Below are 24,149 nucleotides of genomic sequence, written 5' to 3'. Positions count from 1 at the left end.
GAACAAGGGCAAAGGCGGCAAAGCGGGCCGGGCTGTTTCGGCTGGTACGTTGCGTAGTGTAGCTTTGTAGCGCTAGCCCTTCCTGACTTCTAAACCCTATCGCCCTGCTGCATGTCTGTATCCCGCAACCCCACCGAAAAGCAGCGTAATTTCTTTCAGGAAGTGCATGAGGTGGTGCGCCTGGTGCCGCAAGGCCGGGTCACAACGTATGGGGCCATTGCGCATTATCTGGGGGCTAGGCACGGCGCACGCATGGTAGGATGGGCCATGATGGCCGCCCACACCGCCGAGGCGTACGTGCCTGCGCACCGGGTCATCAACCGCTTGGGGTTGCTCACCGGCAAGCTGCACTATGCCTCGCCAACGGCCATGCAGGAGGCGCTGGAAGCAGAAGGCATTCAGGTGCAGGATGACCAGGTGGTAGAATTCAAACGCCTGTTCTGGGACCCTTCCGCAGAACTGGAATAAGCTGCCCGCAGAACGCCAAGCGTCTACGTACCTGTTTTACTAGGCCTTGAAGGCAGCCAAACCGATGTAATCGGCTTGGCTCGCTCTGCCGAAACCATAACGAACGAAAAGGGCGCTTCTGGATGAAGCGCCCTTTTCAGTGAAAACCGGCAGCACACTAGTCAGCTCAGCCCATTCCGGCTGGAAGTTAGAATGAAATGGTAAGGGCAGAATGGGTAGATGAGCCAGTGTTAGGGGCAATGTTGATCACCGTCTGGATGGCCTTCAGCACCTCCTCGGGGCTAGCGTTTTTGAGCAGGTAGCCGTGCGCCCCTTCGGCCCGCAAAGAGTCAATCAGCTCAGGCTCATCGTGCATAGAAATGATGATGGTGCGCACCTGCGGATACTGGGCCCGTAGCAGCCGCACCGTCTGGAGGCCATCAAGTACGGGCATTTGCAGGTCCATCAGCACCACATGCGGAATCGTGCCCTGGTCGAGGCGCTCCAGCAGCTCCTGCCCGTCGCCGGCCTCAAACACAACTTCCATCCCCGGAAAGCCGCTGATGAGCGCCCGTAAGCCTTTGCGAAATAAAATGTGGTCGTCGACTACGGCCAGTTTGATAGCAGGTGTGCTCATACTAAGGAAAGACTAGAGGGCTGATTGGTAGCGAGGTAGGGCAGGGGCAAGGTTACCCAGACGCGGGTGCCCTGGCCGGGAGCAGACTCGTGGCGCAGCGTACCGCGCAGTACGGCCACGCGGCTTCGCAAATTGGTGAGCCCTAGGCCAGTACGAATGCCAGGCAAGGGAGGTTGATCGGCAAGGGTGGGGTCGAAGCCGACGCCGTTATCAGAATAGCACAGGGCCAGCGAGTCGGAGCCGAATTCTACCACAATCCGGATGTGGCCGGCGTGGGCGTGGCGCAGGCCGTTGCCTAGCAGTTCCTGCACCACGCGGTACACAATCAGCTCGTGCTTGGGCTCTAGTCGGCGTGGGGTGCCGTGCTGCTCTATTTCTACCTGCGTAGGGCCATCTGGCGGCATGGTGCGGGCCAGCGCCTCTAGGGCGAAGGGAAGCCCAAACTTCTGCAGGGCCGCGGGCAGCAGGTTGCGCGAGATGCGGCGCACTTCATTAATGGCCTGGTCTAGCAGAATAGTAGCTTCCTGGGTTAAATCGGGTTGGTTGAGCGTGTTGAGGTGGAGCTTGACAATGGCCAGCGTGGTGCCTACGCCATCGTGCAGGTCGCCGGCAATGCGGCGGCGCTCATCTTCCTGGGCCAGCAGGGCCGCTTCCAGTGCCTGTTGCTGCGACTCTTCCTGCATGGCCTGCATTTCCTGCTGTTGCTGAATCAGACGCCGTTGGTAGCGCACCACAAAGCCCACGATACCCAGCGCCAGCAGCAGCAGGATTGGCGTCACGAGGATTAAGGGAAGCAGTGCGTCGGGCATGGATGCGAGGCGGGCAGCAGATAGCTATATCAGGGGGCCAAGATACAGGGTTTACCTGACTAGATGGGCAGGTAATATTCGATATTGTGGAGGTTCCGTTGGGGGGCGCCACCCCACCCGAAACCGCAGCCAGCGCGGTAGCGCCCGCCTCGGGCGCACACCCAGCGGAAACAGGTTAATCAGGTATATGAGCAGCCCCAGCCGTATGGCACGCAGAAACGGATACGGCAGCAAACTCAGGGTAGCAAACGTGGGGCTGGTCGTATACATTTTACTAAGTAAACTGAACTGCGGCAACAGGGCGTAGCGCGGTAAGTCTTGAGCAATAATCACAAGCGTGGTGCACGAATAATAAATGACCACCATACTGCTGAGTACAATTTCCGGGTTGTGCAGCGGGCGCAGGGTAGGAGTGGTAATAGCCAAACTCATCATGTGGCGTAAGGCTATAAACACCAGAAATGAATTTCCAATAAACCGGCTGAACGTATTAATATTCGTCACGAGGCCGTCAGTCCAGATCGCGCTGATAATAGCCGATACTATAAATAACAGCCACCCGATGATCAGGAGCTTTTTATCCTTTTTGGGCGAAAGATGCAGGTAAATAAGTGCTAAGCACGTAACGTCGCAGAGCGTTGAGAAATGAAACGTGGGTACATTGTTGCGGTGCATTCGGCTGCCATACACCCCTAGTACATACAGCAGCGCATCCCAAAATATATACCAGCGCAACGGGCGCAGGGCCGCCGACAGCTGCGTATTGAACCCCCACAAAATACCTAGCAGAATAACACTGTCTCCTTTGCCTATCCGAATCAAAAGGTCAAAAAAAGACAGAAATGGAGTCATGCTATGTTAACCCAATGAGCTTGTTGGGTCGCACACTACCGGGCATTTCTGCGAGCCATCTCCCACAATCCCATCGGCATATACCGTAGCACCAGCTGCAGTTTGGCGCGGAATAATATCGTACCCGTCTTTATCCACGCCAACGACCAGTAGTTGAGGCTCTTCCTTTTTCTGGCCATTCTCATCCTTTTTCTCTAGCCCCATGTAAAAGCGCAACCCCACGCAGCCCTCCTGCTGCTGAATACTAGCGAGCAGGTCATTGCCAAAGTAGTAGGCATTGATGCGCTTGCGGCCATTCGTTTCGGCATCCGTCAGGGGCTCGGCGCGGTAGTTGGCCGTCCATTCTTCCGCCGTGCCCAGCGCAATAGGAGCGCCAGCGGTGGGGTTAAAGCCAGGTAGTGGTTCGTTGAATTCCATGGGCTAAGGCATTGTCAGAAAGCGTATTCAATACTAGGGCAGTGCCAGTATCTGAACAGGCTTAAAGGTTGCTTTTTTCTTGGCTACATAAAAAGCGTAAGTGAAAAAAGCCGCCATAATCATCAGCATAATACTATTGAGGGCGAACAGTAGAATGATGCTGTTTACATCATTGGTGCTGATGTAGGTATTGCTGATGATGTAGACCGAAACGGTTCCGTTCAGGTACAGGATGATACCAATGCCCGCAATAATTAACGGTTGCTCCAGCAGGCTTTCCGATGAGGACGTTCTGAACTTTTTGTCTAGGAATAGCAGCACTAGGCAAATACCAATGAAGCTTTCTAGCACGATGGTATAGGAGTTCAGCTGCTCTAGTCCTTCCCAAACCAAGGTGTCAAGGAGTGCAAAAACCAGGAAGGAAGCCAGTATCAGTGTAAACCAACGGACTGGGAACTTGAGCACGTGGCGAAAGGCCGCTAAATAGAAGATAGTTTCACCTACGCTGCATAAGTGCGCAATGATCATGTTTTGGTGCCAGAGGTAGGCAGCCAACCGCAACAGCACAAACATCAGGACCATAAAGCCAGCAAGGCTGCCCAGAATGCGCAACGGCGCCGACAGGTGTTTCCACCACATCAGCGCCGCTACAAACGGAATCAGCATGCTTGCATACGCAACTGGCTCTGAGTAGTCAGCCAATCGCAAAATCAAGGAAGATGAGTCAAGATTTTCCAGAGTGGCTTAGCTGTTAAGCGTATTTTCGGTGCTGCAATAAGGCGGGCAAGGCTTGCCAGGGCCAACGGTACCGGCATCGGTGGCAGCCATCATTGGGCTTTCCTCGGTTGTGTCCAGCGCCGCAAAGCTCTGAGCGGCTGGCAGCGGAGTTTCCAGCAAATCATTGTCCTGAGCATCAATTCCGACCATAATCAGGCGCCGGTCGTTTTGCTCGTCGCGGCCATAGTACACGCGTACTCCTTCGCAGTTGGGTTGTGCCAGAATAGCCTCCAACGTAGCACGCGAAAAGATGTGGCCTTTCACCCTACCATCGTGCTGCTCCCGGTACCGACGGGTCCAGTCACTGGCTTGGTCAAGTGTAAACGAGTTGTTAAGCGTATCAGAAGTAGGCATGCAACAGAGTACTAGGTGTGATAAGAGTGAAGATCGTGAAACTCAAATATACAGGATCAGACACCTAGGGCAAGCGGCATATTTCGGCTATACTTCGTCCTCGTCTTCCTCCTCCAGGTTTTCGAACACTTGATCAATAGCCGACTCGGCGGAGCGAAGCTTTTGTTTGCACAGCCGGATCAGCTCGGCGGAGCGCTGCACGCGAGCCGTAAGGTCGTCTACATCCACGGCATCGGTTTCGAGGGCGCGCAGGATGGTTTCCAGCTCTTCAATGGCCTGGCGGTAGGTAAGGTTTTGGGGCGACATGCTAAGGAACTACTAGGGGAGAAATAAGGGCAGCTGGCCGCCAATGCGGGCCGGTACCACGGCATCGGGCAGGCGCAAAAGGATTTCCTGGCCCGGCCGGAAGGGGCCTTTAAACGGCTGGCCTTTGGGCGTAAGCAACCGCACGGTGCCGGCTGCTGGTTGGGTTGAAAGCTGCGCCAAGCGTAGCTCCGCGCGGTGCAACAGACGGGTGGCGGCCAACTGCAACTCGTAACGGTGCACGAGCAGCCGCTCGCAGCGCCGGTGATGCAGGCGCCGGAAGTGTCGGGCCAGTATGCGGCTGCGTTTGCGGAGGCCTTGCTCGTGATGGCGCAGGCTGGTGCGGGCGGCCCGGTGCAGCTGGTGGCGCTTCCGGATGAGCAGGTGCTCTTGCTGGCGCAGCTGGGCGCGCGGCGTAGTAGCCGCCAGCCGAATGCGCTGGTGCAGGGTCTCGCGCTGGTCCTGGAGTTGGGCCTGGGCTGCCAGGTGGGCGTGGCGCAGCAACCGGTTCAGGCGGCTGGCTTCCAGTTGCACCCTAGCCTGCGCCAGCTCCCGAATACGGCCACCATAGCCTTCCAGGGCCGCTTCTAGCCGGGCTAATCGCTCAATCAGGAAAGCCGCTACGGCCGTAGGCGTTTTCAGGGCTGTGTGGGCCGTTAGGTCTACCACGGCTTCGTCCCGCTCGTGGCCAATACCTGTGATGATAGGTAGCGGGAAGGAGCCCACCGCCGCCGAGAGGCCGTAATCATCAAAGGCTAGTAAATCGGTTTTGGAACCCCCGCCCCGGATTATAACCACGGCATCGTACTCCTGGCGGCGCTGCCGGATGGCATCAAGTGCGGCTATGATGCTGGTGGGGGCATCGTCGCCCTGCATAAGAGCGGGAAAGAGCGTAAGGGCAAAATCGTAGGGCGCTTCCTGTATCTGCTGCACAAAATCCTGCCAGCCAGCGGCTGTGGGCGAAGAAATAACGGCCACGCGCTGCACCCCAATGGGCAAGGTCAGGCGCTTCTGGCGCTCCAGCAAATCCTGGGCCTCCAGCTTACGTAGGGTTTCTAGCCGCAGCCGGGCCAGGTCGCCAACGGTATAGGTCGGGTCAAGGGCTAGTACATCGAGGCTCAGGCCAAACTGCTCATGAAACTTCACCTGCACACGCAGCATCACCTTCAGGCCAATACGCAACGAAAGTCCCGTGTGCTCCTCAAACACCGGCGCCAACTGCTGAAACCGCTGGCTCCAGATGGTGGCCCGGGCCTGGGCTTTGAGCTGGGCGCCGCGGCCGGTAGTATGTTGGTCGGTGAGGGTGAGGTAGCAGTGGGCGCCATCGTAGCGCGGCAACGTGAGGTCAGCAATTTCGGCTACTACCCAGTACGAGTCGGCAAACCGCTCGGTGAGCGTCTGGCGCACACGGGCCAGCAGCTCGCTGAGCGGCAGGGCAGCAGGCGGCAACGAGGGCGAAGCAGCAGACAAAGGCCTGGTTTCAGGCCGGCGGTTATACAAAGGCATCAGATGCGCAAGTTACGCAGAAGGGGAATGAGCGAATGAAATTATAAGGCAAGAGAGTAGCCCCTCAAAAAGGATAAACAGGCGTAAGGACGCTGCCTCTGGATACTGTAACACCACAGTTCCGCTTTGGTGTAAGAGGTACCCTAGTAAAGCGGCTTTCCTGCTTCGGAAGGCCTAGCGAAACCATCTGCTTCCTGCGCTTCTGCCTCTTTATCCTTACTAGGCCACAGACTACGGTCCGAAATCGGCCTTGTGTTGGGCGGGGTGGAGAGGTGCAGCCAGGAATTTCTTTTACCTTGCTTTCCACATTCCACCTCCTTTTCTCTGTTTTATGAAAAAACGCAATAGCCTGACGCTAGCAGCAGTTGCGGCAGCGGGTCTTTCGCTGGCCGGCTGTGCTTCTAGCAAGCCAGCAGCACCTGCGGCGGCGGCCGCTTCTGCCCCCACCGAAACGGCTCCGGCCGCCGCTGCCGATCCGAAAGGCACCGGACTCAATGTCGCCAACATTGATAAATCGGTTAATCCCTGCGACGACTTCTTTCAGTACGCTTCCGGCAACTGGTTGAAAAACAATCCTATTCCAGCTTCAGAGGTACGGTGGGGCTCGTTTAATGAGCTAGCCGACAAGAACAACGCCGTGATGCGCCAGATTTTGGACGAAGCTGCGGCGAACACGGGCGCCGCCAAAGGGTCCAACGCTCAGAAAGTAGGCGACTACTTTGGCTCCGCTATGGACTCGATGGCCATCGAAAAGGCCGGCCTGAAATACCTGCAGCCGGAGCTGGCCCGCATCAACGGCATCAAAGACTTGAAAGGGCTGCAAAGCGAAATTGCTCGCTCGCAGCGCATCCGGACGGGTGCTTTCTTCACGGGCTATGTAGGCCAAGATGATAAAGTGAGCACGCAATACGCCGTGCAGCTGTTTCAGGGCGGCCTGAGCCTGCCCGACCGGGATTATTATCTGAAAGACGACGCCCGCTCGAAAGGCATTCGCTCCGCATACAATACGTATCTCGTCAACACCTTCAAGATGTTGGGCGAGAATGAGGCTACGGCGGCCAAAAATGCGGTGACCATCATGCGTATCGAAACGCGCCTGGCCAAAGCCAGCAAGAGCCGCGTTGACCTGCGCGACCCCTACGCCAACTATAACAAGATGACCGTAGCAGAAGCCAACAAGCAGTTTCCGAACCTGGGTCTGTCGGCGATGCTGCCCCAGCTGGGACTAGGCTCGGCGAAAGAGGTCATCATTGGTCAGCCGGCTTTCTTCAAGGAAGTAAGCACCATGCTGAAGGCTGAGCCGCTGGCCGATCTGAAAACCTATATGCGCTGGCACGAAGTAACGTCGCTGTCGTCGGCGCTGCCCAAGGCGTTTGCTGATGAGTCGTTCCGGTTCCAGCAGGTATTGAGCGGCGCCAAGCAGCAGCAGCCCCGCTGGAAGCGCATGCTGCGCTCTACGGATGGCGCCCTGGGCGAAGCGTTTGGCCAGATCTACGTGGAGAAAGCCTTCACGCCAGATACCAAGCGCAAAGCGCAGGAGATGGTTAACAACATCAAGGAAGCCATGGGCGAGCACATCCAAGGGCTGGAATGGATGAGCCCCGCCACCAAAGCCGAAGCGCAGAAAAAGCTAGCTGCCTTCACCGTTAAAATCGGCTACCCCGACAAGTGGAAGGATTATTCGGCTCTGAACATCTCGCGTGAGTCGTACCTGAAAAACGTGCTGGCCGCCCGCGAATGGGGCTTCAAAGACAACGTGAGCAAATTCGGTAAGCCCATTGACCGTCAGGAGTGGGGCATGACGCCACCCACGGTGAATGCCTACTACAACCCGTCGATGAATGAAATCGTGTTCCCGGCCGGTATCATGCAGCCGCCATTCTTCGACCCCAACGCCGATGACGCCGTGAACTACGGCGGTATGGGTGCCGTAATCGGCCACGAAATCACGCACGGCTTCGATGACCAGGGCCGCCAGTACGATGCCGAAGGCAACCTGCGCGACTGGTGGACTAAGGAAGACGCCGCCAAGTTTGAGCAGCGTGCTGATATGGTGGGCAAGCAATACTCCGCTTTCTCGCCACTTGACTCGGTGTTTGTGAACGGCAAGCTGACCATGGGCGAAAACCTAGCTGACCTCGGTGGCCTAAGCGTGGCGTACACCGCCCTGCAGAAGCAGCTGAAAAAGCAGTACCCCAATGGCCAGGCGCCGAAGTTCGATGGCTTGACGCCAGAGCAGCGCTTCTTCCTGGCGTGGGCGCAAGTATGGCGCACCAACGCGCGTCCGGAGTATCTGCGTCAGCAGGTCATGACGGATCCGCACTCCCCGGCTCAGTTCCGCACCAGCGGCCCGCTCATGAACATGCCGCAATTCTACGAAGCCTTTGGCTGCAAAGAAGATGCGAAAATGGTTCGGGCTCAGGCTGAACGCGCCAAAATCTGGTAGTCGTACTAACCTGACCTAGTTGAAAGGCGGTCTGCACCTAGTGCAGACCGCCTTTTTTTATGACGAGGAATATACTTTGAAAAGCAGCTTTCGTATTTGAGCGGCATGAAGCACCTGTTTTGCGCCAGCCTGGCCTTGCTGTTCAGCGCCACCCTAGTAAGTAGCTGTAACCACGCGCCCACCACCGCCGACCTGCGCCAGCAGGTACAAAATCCTAAGGTGGGCGACGTATATGTGGTGCGGTTTCAGCCGCAGGGCAAGCCTGAGCACCGTTACTACTTCTATCGGGTAGCAGCCGTGCGCCCCGCCGACATTGACCTGCACCCGGCTCGCCAAGACGCAGCTGACTCTTTAGCTGATGTAAGTGTACCCAATTTCTTCGCCGAAAAGCCGCTCATCTATACCCGGCCTGAGGCGCTAGAGCTGCTCTATGAGCAACCCGGCGACGTGCAGCACTCCCGATTAGTAGCGGTGCGGCGGTAAGTAGGCAGTGCGTTTACTAGGTCTCAGTTCACGTGAAACCGGTAGCAGGTGGTTTTAGCTACGTAGCAACCTAGTCAAGAACTTTGATTTTGATATGCACGTCGTTGGTGGGCCAACTGTCGGTGCCGACGGGCTCGTTGGCAATTTTATCAATTACCTCGAAACCTTCCACTACCTCGCCAAATACTGTGTACTGCCCATCGAGGCTGGGAGTGCCGCCTTGGGTGGCGTAGGTTTTAAGCTGCTCGGGGGTAAGCTGTCGGCCGGCTGTAGCTTGGGCCTGAGCCGGCGTCAGCTTCTGGCCCTGCACAATGTAAAAGTCGTTGTTGGAGGATAGCCGGCCCGGGTTTTCCTTTTCATCGTAGCGAGCCATACCCAAGGCACCGCGCTTGTTGTAGTGGTTGGGCCGTATTTCGGGTGGCAAGTGGTAGTCGCGCATCCGGATGGTGCGGAAGTCGGAGGTGCCGCCCTGGACGGCAAACCCTTTTACTACCCGGTTGAACACCGTTTCATCAAACACGCCCTTCCGGCTCAGCAGCAGAAAATTAGCGGTATGCAGGGGCGTATCGTCGTAGAGGCGGATGCGCATGTTGCCGTGGCGCGTTTGCAGCAGCACCTCGTGGGCCGGATACTGACGGCCATACTCCGTAAGCACAGCTACTGCGTTCGAGTCAGAGATACTCATCAGGTCCGGACCCGGTACCTCTGGTTTAGCAGGGGTTTCAGTAACTGCTTCCTTGGGTGACGTACGGTTGCAAGCCCCCAAGGAGGTAGCGCCGGTAAGTATGGCGGCCATCAGCCAGCCGGAAAGGGAAAGATGCTGAGGCATAAAGCAGACGCGTCGGTTAGTCAAGCGCAATGATACTACCCTACAAGCAAAGGGCCTCACTTAGTCAATGGCAACCGGAAAAACGCTACCCCAGCCAAAAGCCCGAACCGCCGCTATACAACGACAATTCGGGCCTTGGTATGGTAACTTAAAATACTAGCTGACTACTTATAACTTGATGCCCATCTTCTTGGCGATGTCGGCAAACATCTGGGGGTCATAATCGTCGGCGCCAGGTGAGTTTAGCTGAGGTTCCTCGGCAAGTTCGGGGTAGGGAACACCCTCAAAACCACCCTGAATTAGCTCCAGCGGCTGGCCATCTTCGGGGTGGGTACCGTTCCAGATAATGCCGGCCTGCTTGTAGTCATCGGGGCTGAAGGTGTAGAGCTTCAGGTGTAGCTTCTGCTCATCCTGCAGCTTTTTAGCTTCCGGGAAAGCATCGTTGCTGAGCTCAGGCACGGGTACCAGCTTGCTTACTTCCACACCAGTTAGTTTTTCAAGCGCTTTGGCATACGCCACCACGTGCAACCCGCCACGCACCAGCAGGTAGCCTACCATGGTACGAGCCGTGGGGTCAGATACCATTTCGTACACGCGCATTTTGTTGGCGCGGGCTCCGCACTCCAGGAAAAAGTTATGCAGCAGATCCAGCTTCAGGTTGCCGCTGGCGTGCACATACTGGCCAGTCCAGGGGTTGCCCATCGAGTCGAAGGGCACGGCGGCTTGGGCGCTGCTCAGGAAATGGTAGCTGTTGCGAGCATCCTTCATGTCGCCTAGTGGGGCCGGCACGGGGTCTTTGCCGCGGGGCGTTTGGCCCGTCAGGAGCAAGTTAATAGCGTAGGATACGGCCTCAATGTGGCTATATTCTTCCGCCGCAATACTGCACGTCAGATCATAGAATGGCCGCAGCCGATTACGCCCCCGGAAGTTGAACGACTGGAACGTGTAGTTCATCAGCGTCGACATTTCACCGTATTTCCCACCTAGCAGCTCCTGAATGGCGGCGGCATCGTTAGGAGAAGGGTTTTTGGGTTTGGGCAGCTCCACGGCCAGCCGGTCATACCGTAAGATCATAACGCGTATTGTTGAGGTTAAACATATAGCTGTCGGCCAATTGCCTCAGCTCACCTCCTCGAATATAACGAGGGGCACCCCGCTTCGTTAACAAATGCCCAAATGTTAAACGATGTTATTTGCTTGATAAATAAACAGTTACACCTGTATTGTGCCGCGTATATGGTAGAAAAGGAAGATCAGCCTAGCTCCTACGTCTGTTGCGTATGGCTGTTGATCAACGAAGTAATGCTAGTAGGTAAATTATTGAATATAAATAAGTTATCCTCGGATTGTAGCCTAAGAAGAAATAAAAAACGAGCGGCCCGCTCAGTTGCAGACCGCTCGTGTAAATTGGGATATGCCCCGAGGAGCTTACCAGCCGGAGCCGGCTGGGGTATCCCAGCCGTCGGAAGTTGCCTTCTTCTTGGGTTTGGCAGCTGACTTATCGGCTTTCTTGTTTTTCTCTTTCTGGCTGGGCCCGTCGGCGGGCTTGCTCTTCACCTTTACTTTCGTAGTGCCTTCGGCTACGGGTGGCGCCCCCGGAATTGGTGAGGCCGCCGCAGCTGGTGCCGGTGCTGCATCGGCGGGCAGAGGCTGCATATCCTTAGCAGCGTTAATCAGGTCGGGCCGCTCTTCCTGCTTCACCTTCTGGAGGGCAAACAGTTGCTGCTGCTCTACTAGTCCGTTGTCTTTCCACAACTTCATTTCCGCGTCCAGCTTTTCTTTTTCCTCTTTGGTAGGCGCTTTTTTCAGCATCTGTTCCAGGTTGGGGCTGCCCGCATCTTTCCAGGCGGTCATCCACACAGAAGCCACCATGGTGGGTGCCATTTTCAGGCGATACGCCACCTGTCCGCCCACTTTCTCATGATAGGCGTCAGCAAAGGCATCGGAGTAGGAGCGCCGGGTTTTGCCGTATTTGTGCGAGAAAATGTACTTAGTTTCCGGGGTATACTGGCGAGTTATAGCTTCTTCTTTATCGAAAGTATCGCCGAGGAAACCGTATGACTCCTGCACTACCTGCCAAATGTCCTTCAAGGGGTCTTTCTGGTAGCGGCCCGGATCGTTGTCGAGCTTGTACTTGGTGATGTTGCGTTCCGGCAATTTGCTGTCCCAGAGCGCCCGAATGCCTTCCTGCTTGGTTAGCTGCCCATCGTAGTTGAGCGTGGTATGCAGCGGTACGTGCGCATCGGCAACATAGTGGCCCAAATCGGCCGATAGCGCCAGAATGGCCGTGGTATCTTTTTCGCGGAAGGCCTGCGTGAGCTTGCCTTGGGTTTCGATGACAGCCCAGGGTAGGGTGCCATACTTGCGCAAGGTGTCAACGGTATATTTGGCTACTGCTTTATCCCAGGCTTTGGGCATAAGGCCAAACGGGTCGTCGCCGTAATGGTCCATGTAGATGAAGTGCTTGCTGGCCTCGCCAGGGTCTTGGTCGCGACGCTCATCAGCGGCCAAACTTAGTTTCAGCAGCTGGGGCAGGTGGCGGTAGTAAAAGCCCCGCATAGGGGCGGGCAGCGAATACACGGCAAGCTGAGTGATGGTCCGGTGCCCAAAAGAGCCCCAACCCGGCGACAACACCGGGCATAACAGCACGATAAAAAGAGTGAGCAGAAGTTTTTTCATACGGCAGCACAACGGTCATGAGTAGGCACTTGCGAAGTTACAAGAGAAGCAGTTGCGGTGCTGATTTTTCGTGGTCAGATTCAGAAAAGCCCTCCGCAACAAGCTGACCGCTACAGGAAGGCGGCGTATTTTCCCGCTTGCACGTACTTGCCAATTCCCACCACCCTAGTAGCTGCCCCACCCGTGACGCTCATTTCCAAAAAGAAGATACCCTATCCCATTCGGGAAGAATTGCGTGCCTACCTCAACCACTACGATCGGGAAACGCAGCTGCCCATCACGTACTTGGAAATGACGCGCATCAGTGGTGCATTTCCGCTGCTGGACCGCAATGGCCGCGACACGCTCTGGGAAACGGTGTTCTACGAGCCGCAGGCGCTACGGGAGCTCAGCGACGGGCTAGCCCAGGTGTATGCCCTGCTCAAAACCGCCGGCGACCTTTCTTTTACCGACCACCTAGTAGCTGACCGCATTGATTACTGCCGCTTCGGCAACTCCAATCCGTTTCGGGTCCGCATCGTTAATCAGCTCAACGATAACTACGACTACTTCTATGTGAAGCGGGCCGATGCCTCCAGGGTGTACGGCCTGGAGCTGGAGCATTTGCTTTCGCCTAACAGCATGAATTACCTAGTGCACGGCGACACGCTGATTGAGGAGCACATTGCAGGTATTCCGGGCGACGATTTTATCCGCGACCATCTGAAACGGCCTCACTTAAACCAGGTGCGTATTGCCAAGGAATTTGTGAAGTTCAATGAGCGGTGCTTTGCGCGGCTGCTCGGCGATATGCGGGCCTATAATTACGTCATTGATGTGACGCCCGACTTCGAGGACGAGCAGTACCGTGTGCGCGCCATTGATTTTGACCAGCAGTGCTATGAGGGCAAGAAGAACATGTACCTGCCGCAGTTTTTCAAGGATAACCGCGGAGTAGTGCTGCTGTGCAGCAAGCTCCTGGAGCCCGAAACCATTCGGCAGTACCAAACCGAGGAACGCACCCTTATGGCCCGCCGCGCCCGCTCTGAGCGTTACCGCCTCAAAGACCTTATTGATTGTCTGCGTCAGGATGAAGTCTCGCCACCCGAGAAGGTAGAGCAACTGAAAACCCAGCTCAACCTGCACCACAAAACACACCTGTTTACCCGCTGCAAAGGCATGGGCGATGTGGTGCGCCTGAACCTGAAATTGATGCTGGGCCGGAATATAGCGTTGAAATAAAGTCCCGCGGGGTTTGCCGTTCCAGAAAGCCTAGGCCTTGGGAAGCGGCAAACCCCGTGGGGCTTTACTTCATTTTCTCTGCTACAGCTGAGCCGGCATTTTGCTGGGCATGCTCATCCAGCAGGTTATGGAGGTAGTCGAAAATGTAGTCGACGGCCAACAGGCGCACCTTGTCGCAGTTTCCGTTGAACTCCTGGCGCAACTCATAAGCACGATTCTGGAACAGCACCGTGAAATACATGGTGCCCACTGGCTTATCGTCTGACTCAGAAGCTCCGCCGGCGCATAGGCCCGTTACGGCCACGCAAATATCGGCAGTGGGCAAGTGTTTGTGCAGGCCCATCACCATTTCGTTGGTCACCTGCTGGCTTTCGGCGGTATAGAGGGCTAGGGTTTCCTTTTTCACGCCAAGCAGGCGCTGCTTAGCTACAGGGTGATACGTGACCACGGAGCCCAACAGTACCTCGCTACTGCCAAAGGCTTTCACAAACTCTGAGGCGAGCAGGCCCGCCGTGCAGCTTTCGGCGAAGGCAAGCGTGAGCTTATACTGCAGAAACTTCTGCGCGAGGGAATTCAGGTCGTTGGGCTTCATTGAAAAGTATAAACAGCGTACCTCCACTACGGCTCCAGGCCATGCTTTTGTTATGGTTGAGGTAGGTCGTTCATTTGCAAATCGGCCTGCTTACGCTATTCCTGGCGGTATACTACCCCTTGCTTCATTACAAACCGTACCTGCTGCATGGCATTGATGTCCTGCACCGGGTCGCCTTGCACGGCTACTACATCGGCCAGCTTGCCGGGCTCCAGCGTACCAAGGTTTGCTGTTTGGCCCAGCAGCTCGGCCGCGCTTACGGTGGCCGAGCGCAGCGCTTCGGCGGCGGGCATACCGGCCTCTACCATATAGCGGAACTCCAGCGCATTTACCCCATGCCGAAACACCGAGGCATCGGTGCCAAACGCTATTTTCACGCCGGCCTTGTAGGCGCGGCCAAACGTGCCCTGCAACTTGGGCCCGATGGCTAGGGCCTTGGGCGTCACGAGGGGAGGGTAGTAATTGGCGATTTTGGCGGAGTCGGCTACGGATTTGCCGGCCGTGATGGTGGGCACGTACCAGGTCCCGTATTTCTTCATCAGCTTCATGGTTTCATCGTCCATGAGCGTGCCGTGCTCAATGCTGGTTACGCCCGCCCGAATGGCGCGCTTCATGCCCTCGGCGCCGTGGGCGTGGCAGGCCACATTCAGACCCAAATCACGTGCAGTTTGCACCACAGCCCGTATTTCATCTTCGGTGAATTGTGGGGCCGAGCCGTCTTTCGCCACGCTTAGTACGCCGCCAGTGCTGGCAATCTTGATGAGGTCGGCGCCGCGCTTGTACTGCTCCCGCACGGCTTGCCGGCCCTGGTCGGGGCCGTTGGCAATGCCTTCGGCGGGGCCGGGCATGCCCATCAAATCAAGGCGGTAGCCGTTGGTGGGGTCCATGTGGCCGCCGGTGCCCGAAATGGCTTTGCCAGCCGAGAAAATCCGCGGCCCAACTACTTGCCCGCGGTTGATGGCATTGCGCAACGACAGGTTCACGCCCGAGCCGCCTAGGTCGCGGACCGTGGTAAAGCCGGCCAGTAGCGTTTTGCGGGCGTGCTCCAAGGAGCTGAAGGCCACGTCGGCGGGGTTCTGCGTAAATTCCTTGAGGTAATTATCCTTACTGGTTTCGCCCTCTAGGTGCACGTGGCAGTCGATGAGACCGGGCAGTACCGTCCGGTTTTTCAGGTCGATGACCTTGTCCTGGGCGCCGGTGGGCGTGGTGTAACCTCGTTCCACGGCCAGTACGCGGCCATTTTCTACTACCACCGTCATTTCAGTCTGGGCGCGGTCTTGGCGCATATCCAGCAGGCGGCCGCAGTGCAGGTAGGTTTTCTGGGCCCAAGCGGCCGGGGCCAGCAGGAGCAGACCAGCAAAAGCGAAACCGGAAAAGTAGTTTTTGGTCATGGAGGAGAGGTGGGAAAAGCCGAGCGTGAGCCCGGTAGCAGTGAAGGATGGAGGAAATATACAACGCGGAAAAACGCTGCATGCAGCCTACTTCCGTTCCAATCCGTATCTTTTGCCATCTAACTCTGGCACTACTGGTTTCAGGCTGCCGTTTTTCATCGTTTCCTTTTCACCCAACCTCACGTATGGCTACTCCCGAAGAATTTGAAAGCGCCCAACAGCGTGTGCAGCAGCTCCCCAGCAAGCCCGACAACATGACCCTGCTCAAGCTGTATGCTTTGTTTAAGCAAGCTAGCGAAGGCGACGTAACCGGCGACCGGCCCGGCGGCTTCGACTTCAAAGGCATTGCGAAGTACGACGCCTGGGCTGGCCTGCGCGGCAAGTCGCAGGATGAGGCACGCCAGGAGTACGTTGACTTCGTGAACTCGCTTTTCTAGTTCTACTTACTAGCTCTCTTAAAGCACCAAAGCCCGTTCCTACTAGCTAGGAACGGGCTTTTTGGTTTTAGATGCGTATGGGGCTAGGCCAGCGGCTGAGCACCGGCGTCGGGGGTAGCCGGAGGGGTAGGAGCGGGAGCAGCCGGTGCGCCGGGGGTAGGCAAATCGAAGGCTACGGCGTTGTGCTCGAAGTGTCCTTTGTGCGACCCGTCGCAGAAAGGCTTGTTTTTGGAGAGGCCGCAGCGACAAATGCTGATGCGCTCACGTCCGCCCAAGCCATAAGGCTGTCCTTGCGCGTCTACCAGTTCAAAATCGGTGCCTTCCACCCGGAGAGAGCCATTGCTGAGGACGGTAAGTTTGGTTGCCATGTAGGTAAAATGATTTAGGTAGTGAAAGGAAGACAGAAGAAGAAAAAAGACTAGGTGCCCAAAAGCCCGAAAGCCAGCCAGGAAAGATAGGCATACCCGGCCGCAACGGCAGGGTTTACCGCAATTCCTTGCGCATCACGTAGTCGTTCATCCAGTACGGGCCGATGGCAATGTCTTCTTCGCGGTGACGCTGGAAGCCCAGGTGCTCATAAAAGGCCATGGCGGGGTTGTGCCGGTTCACGTTTAGCTCCAATACGCGGCCGCCGGCCGTGTGCACCGCTGTTTCCACGGCCTTTAGCAGCTTCTGGCCTAGGCCGTGGCCCTGCGCCGAGGGGAGCACGTAAATTTTGTGAAGCTTGTACACGCCTTCCTCGGCCTGCGCCGAAAAGGAAGCGTAGCCGCTCGGCTCATCCTCAACGTACACTAGCAGAAAGGTGTGGCCTTGCTCCGTCATCTGCCGCTCCAAGGAGGCCGGCGTATAAATCACGCGGTACATATAGTCAATCTGCTCCCGCGAGATAATGAACCGATACGTAGGCTCCCAGGTAGCTTCAGCTAAGGAAATAATAGTTGGAATATCGGCCAGGGTTGCAGGCTGGATACGAAGCGGGGAGGCGGTAGAAACTGACATAGCAGGCAAAAAACGGCATTAATTGGCGTAATACCGAGTTGGATTTGTCGTTTTGCCTGCTTTTGGGCCGGAAATTGCGTAAGCACTACACCAGTACGGCGTACCAGTCGTTTACTGGCATTCCTTCATCATACCCGCGACCTAACTCCTTCCTATGAAATCAGCCCGTTTTTCGGTGGTGCTTCTGACAGTAGCTGGCCTGCTAGCCTCACTAGGGGCTTCAGCACAGCAAACCTCCAAGCCTACCACTACCCCCAAACCAGCGCCCAAGCCCACCACTAGCTCTACCACGGCTGCAGTGGAGCGCGACCTGCGCGTGTTCAGTGACTGGGTGAACGATAAGGTAGATAAGGCCGCTACCTCGGCCCGGCGCGAGCTGCCGCGGATCACGGAAGAATTTGACCGCCAAAGCAAACGCATTGATAAAGCCGTCGATAGCCTCACGGTAGAGGGCAAGCGTGAGTACTCTACCCAAAAAGTGCGCTATCAGAAGTGGGCTACCCGCCAAGATAGCCTCGATGCGGCGGCCCAGCGCCCTGCTACCGCCGATGAAGCCCAACGCCGGCTGCTTGGTGAAGACGTAAACATTGGCCGCGCCCGCGCCACAGAACTACCCGACTTGTACTTCCGCCTGGTAGAACGCATGCGCTCCGACCGCCAGAACTGGACGGCTGCTGACTGGAGCACGGCCAGCGCCGTACTGGGCCGCCTGAATGCCCGTTACGAGCAAGTGCGCGAGCAACTGCCTCTGGAGGAGCGTCTGCGCATCCGGAGCCTGCAGGGCGAGTTTCGGACCTTGGAAAAAGCCCGCAACGTGAAAGATGTGATGCGCGAATAACTGGTTTGAGCCTGATTATAGCCTAGGGCGCGGCCTCACCAAACCGGTGAGGCCGCGTTTTTTTTGTGGGCAAACAGTTGCTGTTACCAGGAGGGCTAGGTGCCGGGTGAAGTGCTGGTTTGCGGCCGCCGATGCTGCCGCAGCCACTGCCAGGCCGCGGGCACATCATAAAACATCTGGATGGAAACGTACTGGCGTACGCGCTCAAAAAAGGTCATGCTAATGATCTGATTGCTCAGGTCAGGGGAGAAAACATACGCAATGGCGCGCAGGCCCAAGCTCTGAGCTTGCGGCACCCACTCATACTCCAGCCAGTCCATGGCTTCGCTCCAGTCGCCGGTGGCCAGGCTCTTATCATTCAGGGCAAGCGGGTAGTGGTATTGAGTTTGAAGCTGGATGACCTCAGTGGCAACTGAAATGACCTCGGTACCGGTAATGTTGCCGTGCCAGCGCACGTACAGCAGCTCATGCACGGGGGAATGCAGAATCTCGGCCAGCGGCTTGCCATGCGCGTCAGACAGCGTAACCAGCGCTTCCAGATGAAAGGGATGCATATGGATGGGAATAATAGATCAGGTATCAGAATATAGGGCTAATACTATCATTATACAACCCTGATTTTTCGCTCTTTGGTTCGGCTGGCATCCGCTATTTTTGCGGCTCCATTTTCTGAGCCTTTCTCATGCACATTGCAATCGTCGGCAACATTGGCGCCGGCAAAACCACGCTAGCCAATAAGTTGGCTCATCACTTCAACTGGGAAGTGTTTTTGGAAGATGTAGACCACAACCCGTACCTCAAGGATTTCTATGATGACATGCCGCGGTGGGCGTTTCATTTGCAAGTGTATTTCCTGAACAGCCGGTTTCGCCAAACTCAGCAGATAAAAGAACTACAGCAGGCCAGCAAAGGCGTTATTCAGGACCGCACAATTTATGAGGATGCCCACATCTTCGCGGCCAACCTGCACCAATCAGGCCTGATGTCGGAGCGCGATTATCAGAACTACCTGAACCTGTTCAACTCCATGATCAGCATGGTGAACCCGCCCGACCTGCTCCTGTATCTGAAAGCCGACCTGCCCAAGCTGGTGGCCCAGATTGACAAGCGCAACCGCGACTACGAAAACAACATCAAGATTGATTATCTGCGCCACCTCAACGACCATTATGAGGAGTGGATCAGCCAGTACAGCCACGGCCGCTTACTGATTGTGGATGTCAACAACCTCGATTACGTCAACAAGCCCGAGGATTTGAGCGTGATTATCGACAAAATCAACAGCACACTGTTCGGCTTCTTCTAAGATACTAGCCCTACAAAAACAGCCAACCCATACTGGGTTGGCTGTTTTTGTGTTGATGGCCGCTGTTGGGTGGTTATTCGTCGCGCATGGCTTCGTTTAGGAACTGCACAAAAGGCCGTGCGGCCTGCCATGCTTCCAGCACGCGCGCCGGGAAGTCGGGGCGGCGAACTTCGGCGTCGGAGAAGGAGCGCCACACGAAATAGCTTTTTAGCCGCAGCCACTCAATATCCGGATCGGTGCGGTCGTAGCCTTTGGGAGCTGTTTTAAGGGTTTGAGACGTATCGAGGCCTAGGGGGAACTGCTGCAGCAAACCCGGGTCTTGGCGCAAGGCATGAAACGCGGGTGCATTGTAATGAATTTCCTGCCGGATGCGAGCCAGCTGGGCGGGCTCGGGCATCCAGCGTCCGGCGCCCACGTAGGTCTCGCCGTTGGGCTCCACCGCCACAAAGTAGCCCGCCCACGGGCTATGCCGCCCGCCGGGCTTGAGGCCCGCGCCCATGTGCCGCTTGTATGGCTCGTCGCTCTGCTGAAATCGGTCGTTTTTATTGATGCGGAACATGACATCCTGCGCTTTGAGGCCGCGCAACCCCGGCTCAAATTCTGCCGCATCGCGCAGCAGGCTCTCCACAAAAGCGGTATACTCGGCGCGGGCCCGGTGGTAATCGGCGCGGTGCGCATCCATCCAGGGCTTGTTGTTACTGGTGGCCAGGTCGCGCAGAAAATCCAGAACAAGGGAAAGGTTCATAGGCAGAAAAGTACGAGCAACAGGGCAAAAGAAAAGCGGCCCCGTGCCGCCAAGCGGTACGGGGCCGCTGGCCCAGTGGTTGGGTTTAGGCTTAGTGGCGGCCTAGTGCTTCCGAAGTGCTGAGCTTGGCGCGGTCGTTAAGGGCCCAGCTAAACGATAGAAACTCAATCTTGGCGCCGGGCTCAATGGGCGTACTGCCGTAGCGGTTCAGGAAAGCGACTAGGTCGGCTTCAGTACCAAACTCAGCCGAGTAGGCTTCAAACAAGCCCGAGAGCCGTACGTGTTGCGGAGTGAGCTGGTTATACGCGGGGTCGTTGAGGAAGCGGCGGGCCTGGTTATCTAGTTGCTCATTCAGGCGGGCACCACTATAGGCTTCAGTAAGCAGGGGCGGACAGGAAGCGGCCCCGTACATCAGGGCGAAGTGCACGCGCGGGTCGTGAAACGTATCCCGGAGCATCTCGCGCTCAATCTGGTTGAGCGTGTATGCCTGGCCGCCTACTGTTACTACCGGCGCTTCCCACGGCGACTTCAGGCCGCCTACCGTTTTCACCCGGATATCGTTGATGCTGGCAACGGGGTAGTATTGCAACACCAGATAGGTAGCCGCGGCATTGTAGGTGTTCACCCAAAAGGCTTTGGTTTCATCGGGCGTCCAGGTTTGCGGGTCGGGCTTTACTTTGCGCAGGCTAGTGAGGTAGCCTAGCAGCATATCTTCCTCATCCAGCAAGCCGTCGTAGTTCAGGCGCCCGTCGGGCGTAACGTGCTGCTGCAGCAGCTTGCTCCAGGGCGCATGGAGCTGCTCCAGCATGGGGTTATCGGCAGCTTGCACAGCCAGAGGGGCTAGCAAACCACAGAATAGGAATAAGAACAGACGAGCAATAAGGGGCGTTTGCAGAGGCATGAAACTGTACCGGTGCGCAAGTAGGAGGGCGAAAGCAGCGTAACTATCTAAATAAGATAAGCTAGCTACTTAAGAGAGCAAAGCCAACAAAGCCGATTGTGCCAAAAATCAGATAAAAACCTGCTGGGCACTATTTCATCATTGACTACTCAAAAGTAGAAGTTTTTTGGGTGAGCTATAGCATGATATTTTAAAATACCTCACCAAAAAGTTCTATTTATAGTCCCTTGTGTCAAAACAAGGGTTTTGTGCCCGTCACTTTTTGCGAAACTGGCAATAAAGCTGAACAGCAGCTCAGCTTGCCTTGCTACTTGTGGCTGACCACGGCCACCGGGTCGCCGACTCGAAGCTTGCCAGCTCCGCTGCCGGTTACATTTTGCCCAAACAGTACGGAGTTGTCGTGGGTGCGGTAGGTGGCCAGCGTGCGCAGCGGTTCGCCGAGGGGGCTTCGTTGTGCGGTGTGTTGATTTACTGTAGTAAGCACACAACGGCCGCAGGCGCGCACGGCCCGGAACGGCAGGTCACCAATGTGAAACTGACTCCATGTATCTTCCTCAAACGATTCGCCGCCGCTCACCACTAGGTTGGGCCGGAAGCGGTCCATGCCTACCGGCTCAGCTAGCCGTGAATTCAGCTCGGCCAAAGATTCCTGCCCAATCAGCAGAAACGGGTAGGCATCGGCAAAACTTACTAGCTGCCCCTCGGGGTTGAAGTCCGGGTCCACGTCGCGCCGCACCATATCCGACATGTACACCAGTTTGCAGGGCTGGCCCAAGGCTTCGGAAAGCCAGGCATCACACTCTGGGTGCGCGCGCCAGGCAAACACAATATCGTCCCAGATGGTAACAAACAGGGTTTTTTCCGGTGTGGCCTCGAACGGCACATACAGCGGCAACAAATCGGGCCGGGCCTGGTGCGTGAGCAGAAAGCCGTTGTAGGCGGGCGCAACCTTCAAGTGGGCCATGCTGGCGGTCTGGCGCTGCGTCATGAACTGGTTTCGCTCATTCACAATCAGCCACCGCCGGTCGTGGCGCAGGCCCCGGGGCTCTACTTCTGCCTCCGTCAGGCGGATGCCGCCCAGAGATTTTACCGGATAAATATAGAGCTCGGAGAGAGTGAGAGTAGCCATGCGGCAAAGATGGCAAAATCCGTCAGAGCTGAATGCGTTGGCGGCTTCGGGTTTTACACTGCCTAGCAAATGCTTGGTTTAATGCTAGCAGAACGGCACACGCTACACGGGCCAAAACCAAGCCGGCCTGCTGTCGGAGACGTTCCAACAACAGGCCGGCTTAAAACCTGGCTCCTGAGCGCGGCATAAATAAGAGCTGGTTTGCAGCAAATCAGGACCTAGGGCGTAGGCTGCTGCGCTAACTGCACTGCGCGGTACAGGTTTACTAGCCCGCCGGTGCGCGAAAGCTCCGCGAAATCGACGAGGGTGGTGCTGCCGGGTTTGCGCACTTTGGTATGGTAGGGCACCGCCGACTGCATGATAATGCGCTTGAGCTGTTCGGCCGTCAGCTGTGGGAAGTACGATTTCAGAACGGCTGCCATGCCGGCTACCACCGGCGCCGCCATGCTGGTACCACTTAGGTTACCGTAGCGGCTGCCGGGCAGCGTAGAGTAAATCTGGTTGCCGGGCGCAAATACATCTACCTGGGTTTTGCTGTAGTTTGAGAAATCGGCCACCAAATTCTCGTCGTTGGTGCGCGAAGAGGCACCCACAGTCAGCAGGTTAGGAATTTGCTGGCCACTCAGGAACACCGAGGCCGGATACTGCGCTACTTTCCCGAGATCGTTGCTTTCGTTGCCGGCCGAATGCACCAGCAGTACGCCTTTGCTGCCAGCATACTTAATGGCTTCTTCCACAGCCTGGCGCTGAGGCGAGTAATACTTGCCAAAGCTCATGTTGATAATCTGAGCCCCATTGTCCACGGCGTAGCGGATGGCGTTGGCTACGTCCTTGTCCCGCTCGTCGCCATCCGGAACGGCGCGCACGGCCATGATTTTCACCTGAGAGGCCACGCCCAGCACACCCAGGCTGTTTTCCTGGTCGGCGGCAATAATGCCGGCTACGTGGGTGCCGTGCATGGGGTCGGGGCCGTGCACGTCGCGGTTGCCGTAATCTCGCTGCTTCACGTCCTCGGGCCGGTCGCCCACAATGGGGCGCGGATTGTACTTCAGGTTCAGGCCGTAGTCCAGCTCATCCTGAGTTTCCTTGAGGCCTTTCTTCATTTCCTCTAGCACATCATCGAGGGAAGCAAAGCCGGTTTGCAGGAGCGTATGGTACAACCCGTTGGTCACGGCGCGCAGCTTCAGATCGGGGGTAGGCGGGTTACGAAGCGTAGCCGTATCGAGGCGCGTAACGCCCAGGGCCTGCTTAAGGCCTTCGGCGCCTTGCGCATTTTCGGCGTAGGCCTGGCTGAACTCCTGCAGCCGCTGGGCATTTTCCTTCACTTTTGCCTCGTAGCTCTTCTTTACCTGTACATACAGGTCGTATTCGGGACGCTTGGCGGCTGGCACCGAGGTGCGGGTTTTGCCGGCGTATAGGGGCTGCAGCTTGGCCATGAGGCGGGTTTCTTCCACCGTCTCTTGGTTGATGTTACGCCCGTCCGGGCCTCCCAGGAAATTCCACCCTAGCACGTCATCCACGTACCCGTTGCGGTCGTCGTCTTGGCCGTTGCCCGCAATTTCCTTGGTGTTACGCCACAGAATCCGCTTTAAATCAACGTGGGCCGTATCAACGCCGGCATCAATAACGGCCACCAGCACCGGGGTAGCTGTTTTTCCCTGCAGCAGTTCGGCATACGCGCGGCGGGCACTAATGCCCATTATGCCTCCGTCCTGTTGAGGGTCAAGTAAGTGCCATTGCGGAGCCACCGCCGGAGTAGCCGGGGCAGTAGTAGTGGCTGGGGCAGTGGTTTGGGCCGACACAAAGGCCGGAAACAGCAGCGAAAAGCCCAGCAACCGTAGCCGGGAGAAGGGGAGAAAGATCATGCAAACAGAATCAGGAGCAGGAAAAGCAGAATGCAGGAAGTACGCAATGCGCCCACCGAGGTACGTACGTAGTACGTAACCACCGACAAGGACAGCCCGAAAAGTAAATAGCCGCTTGACCTGGCTATTATTTCTGACTTCGGCTGCACCTACAAGTATCTCGCCTGTTTTCTTTCTCTGCCTAAA

General features: G+C 56.6%; 27 protein-coding genes. 7 read left to right on the top strand and 20 right to left on the bottom strand.

The window, feature by feature from the left end; all coding sequences use genetic code 11:
• The first annotated feature begins 111 nt into the window (after nucleotides 1-111).
• Nucleotides 112-468, top strand: a complete 357-nt coding sequence (locus ACYVHC_RS05615; RefSeq protein WP_460612683.1) for an MGMT family protein — start codon at nucleotides 112-114, stop codon at nucleotides 466-468.
• Between the two features lie 187 nt (nucleotides 469-655).
• On the opposite strand, the gene ACYVHC_RS05610 is transcribed toward ACYVHC_RS05615, so the two are convergent.
• The 8 genes from ACYVHC_RS05610 to xseA all read right to left on the bottom strand — a co-directional run bounded on the left by ACYVHC_RS05610 (nucleotide 656) and on the right by xseA (nucleotide 6,102).
• The gene (locus ACYVHC_RS05610) at nucleotides 656-1,084 is read right to left on the bottom strand and encodes a response regulator (RefSeq protein ID WP_460612682.1); all 429 of its coding nucleotides are present in this window, start codon (nucleotides 1,082-1,084) and stop codon (nucleotides 656-658) included.
• Nucleotides 1,081-1,893: a sensor histidine kinase gene (locus ACYVHC_RS05605; RefSeq protein WP_460612681.1), complete on the bottom strand. Its 813-nt coding sequence runs from the start codon at nucleotides 1,891-1,893 to the stop codon at nucleotides 1,081-1,083. The genes ACYVHC_RS05610 and ACYVHC_RS05605 overlap by 4 nt, the downstream gene beginning before the upstream one ends.
• A gap of 51 nt (nucleotides 1,894-1,944) precedes the next feature.
• Entirely contained in the window at nucleotides 1,945-2,745 is an 801-nt protein-coding gene (locus ACYVHC_RS05600; RefSeq protein ID WP_460612680.1) for a hypothetical protein, read from the bottom strand.
• A 6-nt stretch (nucleotides 2,746-2,751) separates the two neighbouring features.
• The gene (locus ACYVHC_RS05595; protein ID WP_460612679.1) at nucleotides 2,752-3,162 is read right to left on the bottom strand and encodes a hypothetical protein; all 411 of its coding nucleotides are present in this window, start codon (nucleotides 3,160-3,162) and stop codon (nucleotides 2,752-2,754) included.
• A gap of 33 nt (nucleotides 3,163-3,195) precedes the next feature.
• Entirely contained in the window at nucleotides 3,196-3,828 is a 633-nt protein-coding gene (locus tag ACYVHC_RS05590; RefSeq protein WP_460612678.1) for a hypothetical protein, read from the bottom strand.
• A 78-nt stretch (nucleotides 3,829-3,906) separates the two neighbouring features.
• The gene (locus ACYVHC_RS05585; RefSeq protein WP_460612677.1) at nucleotides 3,907-4,293 is read right to left on the bottom strand and encodes a hypothetical protein; all 387 of its coding nucleotides are present in this window, start codon (nucleotides 4,291-4,293) and stop codon (nucleotides 3,907-3,909) included.
• 87 nt (nucleotides 4,294-4,380) lie between these two features.
• A complete protein-coding gene (gene xseB / locus ACYVHC_RS05580; protein ID WP_460612676.1) occupies nucleotides 4,381-4,599 on the bottom strand; it encodes an exodeoxyribonuclease VII small subunit in 219 nt (72 codons plus the stop codon).
• A gap of 12 nt (nucleotides 4,600-4,611) precedes the next feature.
• Entirely contained in the window at nucleotides 4,612-6,102 is a 1,491-nt protein-coding gene (gene xseA, locus ACYVHC_RS05575) for an exodeoxyribonuclease VII large subunit (protein ID WP_460612675.1), read from the bottom strand.
• Between the two features lie 331 nt (nucleotides 6,103-6,433).
• On the opposite strand from xseA, the gene ACYVHC_RS05570 reads away from it, so the two are divergent.
• Nucleotides 6,434-8,548, top strand: coding sequence for a M13 family metallopeptidase (locus ACYVHC_RS05570; RefSeq protein ID WP_460612674.1), 2,115 nt, complete (start codon nucleotides 6,434-6,436; stop codon nucleotides 8,546-8,548).
• Between the two features lie 105 nt (nucleotides 8,549-8,653).
• Entirely contained in the window at nucleotides 8,654-9,031 is a 378-nt protein-coding gene (locus ACYVHC_RS05565; protein WP_460612673.1) for a hypothetical protein, read from the top strand.
• A 70-nt stretch (nucleotides 9,032-9,101) separates the two neighbouring features.
• Here the strand turns inward: ACYVHC_RS05565 and ACYVHC_RS05560 are convergent, their stop codons facing one another.
• The 3 genes from ACYVHC_RS05560 to ACYVHC_RS05550 all read right to left on the bottom strand — a co-directional run bounded on the left by ACYVHC_RS05560 (nucleotide 9,102) and on the right by ACYVHC_RS05550 (nucleotide 12,539).
• Nucleotides 9,102-9,860 carry a peptidylprolyl isomerase gene (locus ACYVHC_RS05560; RefSeq protein WP_460612672.1) on the bottom strand — a complete coding sequence of 253 codons (759 nt, stop codon included), beginning with the start codon at nucleotides 9,858-9,860 and terminating at the stop codon, nucleotides 9,102-9,104.
• 168 nt (nucleotides 9,861-10,028) lie between these two features.
• Nucleotides 10,029-10,934, bottom strand: coding sequence for a manganese catalase family protein (locus tag ACYVHC_RS05555; protein ID WP_460612671.1), 906 nt, complete (start codon nucleotides 10,932-10,934; stop codon nucleotides 10,029-10,031).
• A gap of 354 nt (nucleotides 10,935-11,288) precedes the next feature.
• Nucleotides 11,289-12,539 carry a zinc dependent phospholipase C family protein gene (locus tag ACYVHC_RS05550; RefSeq protein WP_460612670.1) on the bottom strand — a complete coding sequence of 417 codons (1,251 nt, stop codon included), beginning with the start codon at nucleotides 12,537-12,539 and terminating at the stop codon, nucleotides 11,289-11,291.
• Nucleotides 12,540-12,722: 183 nt separating this feature from the next.
• Here ACYVHC_RS05550 and ACYVHC_RS05545 point away from each other — a divergent pair, with 183 nt between their 5' ends.
• Nucleotides 12,723-13,760 (top strand): hypothetical protein, encoded by a 1,038-nt coding sequence (locus tag ACYVHC_RS05545; protein ID WP_460613134.1) that lies wholly within the window; start codon nucleotides 12,723-12,725, stop codon nucleotides 13,758-13,760.
• 64 nt (nucleotides 13,761-13,824) lie between these two features.
• Here ACYVHC_RS05545 and ACYVHC_RS05540 read toward each other — a convergent pair whose 3' ends face one another.
• Nucleotides 13,825-14,352 (bottom strand): CinA family protein, encoded by a 528-nt coding sequence (locus tag ACYVHC_RS05540; protein ID WP_460612669.1) that lies wholly within the window; start codon nucleotides 14,350-14,352, stop codon nucleotides 13,825-13,827.
• 95 nt (nucleotides 14,353-14,447) lie between these two features.
• Nucleotides 14,448-15,743 (bottom strand): amidohydrolase family protein, encoded by a 1,296-nt coding sequence (locus ACYVHC_RS05535; RefSeq protein ID WP_460612668.1) that lies wholly within the window; start codon nucleotides 15,741-15,743, stop codon nucleotides 14,448-14,450.
• A 185-nt stretch (nucleotides 15,744-15,928) separates the two neighbouring features.
• Between ACYVHC_RS05535 and ACYVHC_RS05530 the strand changes: the two genes are divergently transcribed.
• Nucleotides 15,929-16,180: an acyl-CoA-binding protein gene (locus ACYVHC_RS05530; protein ID WP_460612667.1), complete on the top strand. Its 252-nt coding sequence runs from the start codon at nucleotides 15,929-15,931 to the stop codon at nucleotides 16,178-16,180.
• Between the two features lie 83 nt (nucleotides 16,181-16,263).
• On the opposite strand, the gene ACYVHC_RS05525 is transcribed toward ACYVHC_RS05530, so the two are convergent.
• Together ACYVHC_RS05525 and ACYVHC_RS05520 are read right to left on the bottom strand one after the other, a co-directional pair.
• The gene (locus ACYVHC_RS05525; RefSeq protein ID WP_460612666.1) at nucleotides 16,264-16,548 is read right to left on the bottom strand and encodes a CDGSH iron-sulfur domain-containing protein; all 285 of its coding nucleotides are present in this window, start codon (nucleotides 16,546-16,548) and stop codon (nucleotides 16,264-16,266) included.
• A 115-nt stretch (nucleotides 16,549-16,663) separates the two neighbouring features.
• Nucleotides 16,664-17,179, bottom strand: a complete 516-nt coding sequence (locus tag ACYVHC_RS05520) for a GNAT family N-acetyltransferase (RefSeq protein ID WP_460612665.1) — start codon at nucleotides 17,177-17,179, stop codon at nucleotides 16,664-16,666.
• 154 nt (nucleotides 17,180-17,333) lie between these two features.
• On the opposite strand from ACYVHC_RS05520, the gene ACYVHC_RS05515 reads away from it, so the two are divergent.
• Nucleotides 17,334-18,017, top strand: coding sequence for a hypothetical protein (locus tag ACYVHC_RS05515; RefSeq protein WP_460612664.1), 684 nt, complete (start codon nucleotides 17,334-17,336; stop codon nucleotides 18,015-18,017).
• Between the two features lie 95 nt (nucleotides 18,018-18,112).
• Here the strand turns inward: ACYVHC_RS05515 and ACYVHC_RS05510 are convergent, their stop codons facing one another.
• Entirely contained in the window at nucleotides 18,113-18,571 is a 459-nt protein-coding gene (locus tag ACYVHC_RS05510; RefSeq protein ID WP_460612663.1) for a hypothetical protein, read from the bottom strand.
• A 128-nt stretch (nucleotides 18,572-18,699) separates the two neighbouring features.
• Here ACYVHC_RS05510 and ACYVHC_RS05505 point away from each other — a divergent pair, with 128 nt between their 5' ends.
• Nucleotides 18,700-19,323: a deoxynucleoside kinase gene (locus tag ACYVHC_RS05505; protein ID WP_460612662.1), complete on the top strand. Its 624-nt coding sequence runs from the start codon at nucleotides 18,700-18,702 to the stop codon at nucleotides 19,321-19,323.
• A gap of 73 nt (nucleotides 19,324-19,396) precedes the next feature.
• On the opposite strand, the gene ACYVHC_RS05500 is transcribed toward ACYVHC_RS05505, so the two are convergent.
• From ACYVHC_RS05500 to ACYVHC_RS05485, 4 genes are all read right to left on the bottom strand, one after another.
• Nucleotides 19,397-20,068 (bottom strand): DUF2461 domain-containing protein, encoded by a 672-nt coding sequence (locus ACYVHC_RS05500; RefSeq protein ID WP_460612661.1) that lies wholly within the window; start codon nucleotides 20,066-20,068, stop codon nucleotides 19,397-19,399.
• A gap of 91 nt (nucleotides 20,069-20,159) precedes the next feature.
• Nucleotides 20,160-20,915, bottom strand: coding sequence for a DUF547 domain-containing protein (locus ACYVHC_RS05495; RefSeq protein ID WP_460612660.1), 756 nt, complete (start codon nucleotides 20,913-20,915; stop codon nucleotides 20,160-20,162).
• Between the two features lie 361 nt (nucleotides 20,916-21,276).
• Nucleotides 21,277-22,098: an MOSC domain-containing protein gene (locus ACYVHC_RS05490; RefSeq protein ID WP_460612659.1), complete on the bottom strand. Its 822-nt coding sequence runs from the start codon at nucleotides 22,096-22,098 to the stop codon at nucleotides 21,277-21,279.
• A 218-nt stretch (nucleotides 22,099-22,316) separates the two neighbouring features.
• The gene (locus ACYVHC_RS05485; RefSeq protein WP_460612658.1) at nucleotides 22,317-23,963 is read right to left on the bottom strand and encodes a S8 family peptidase; all 1,647 of its coding nucleotides are present in this window, start codon (nucleotides 23,961-23,963) and stop codon (nucleotides 22,317-22,319) included.
• Nucleotides 23,964-24,149 lie beyond the last annotated feature (186 nt).

It is taken from the genome of Hymenobacter seoulensis, from assembly GCF_054780535.1.
The sequence above is the reverse complement of the archived record's forward strand: the minus strand, read 5'-3'. Positions and strand labels throughout refer to the sequence as shown.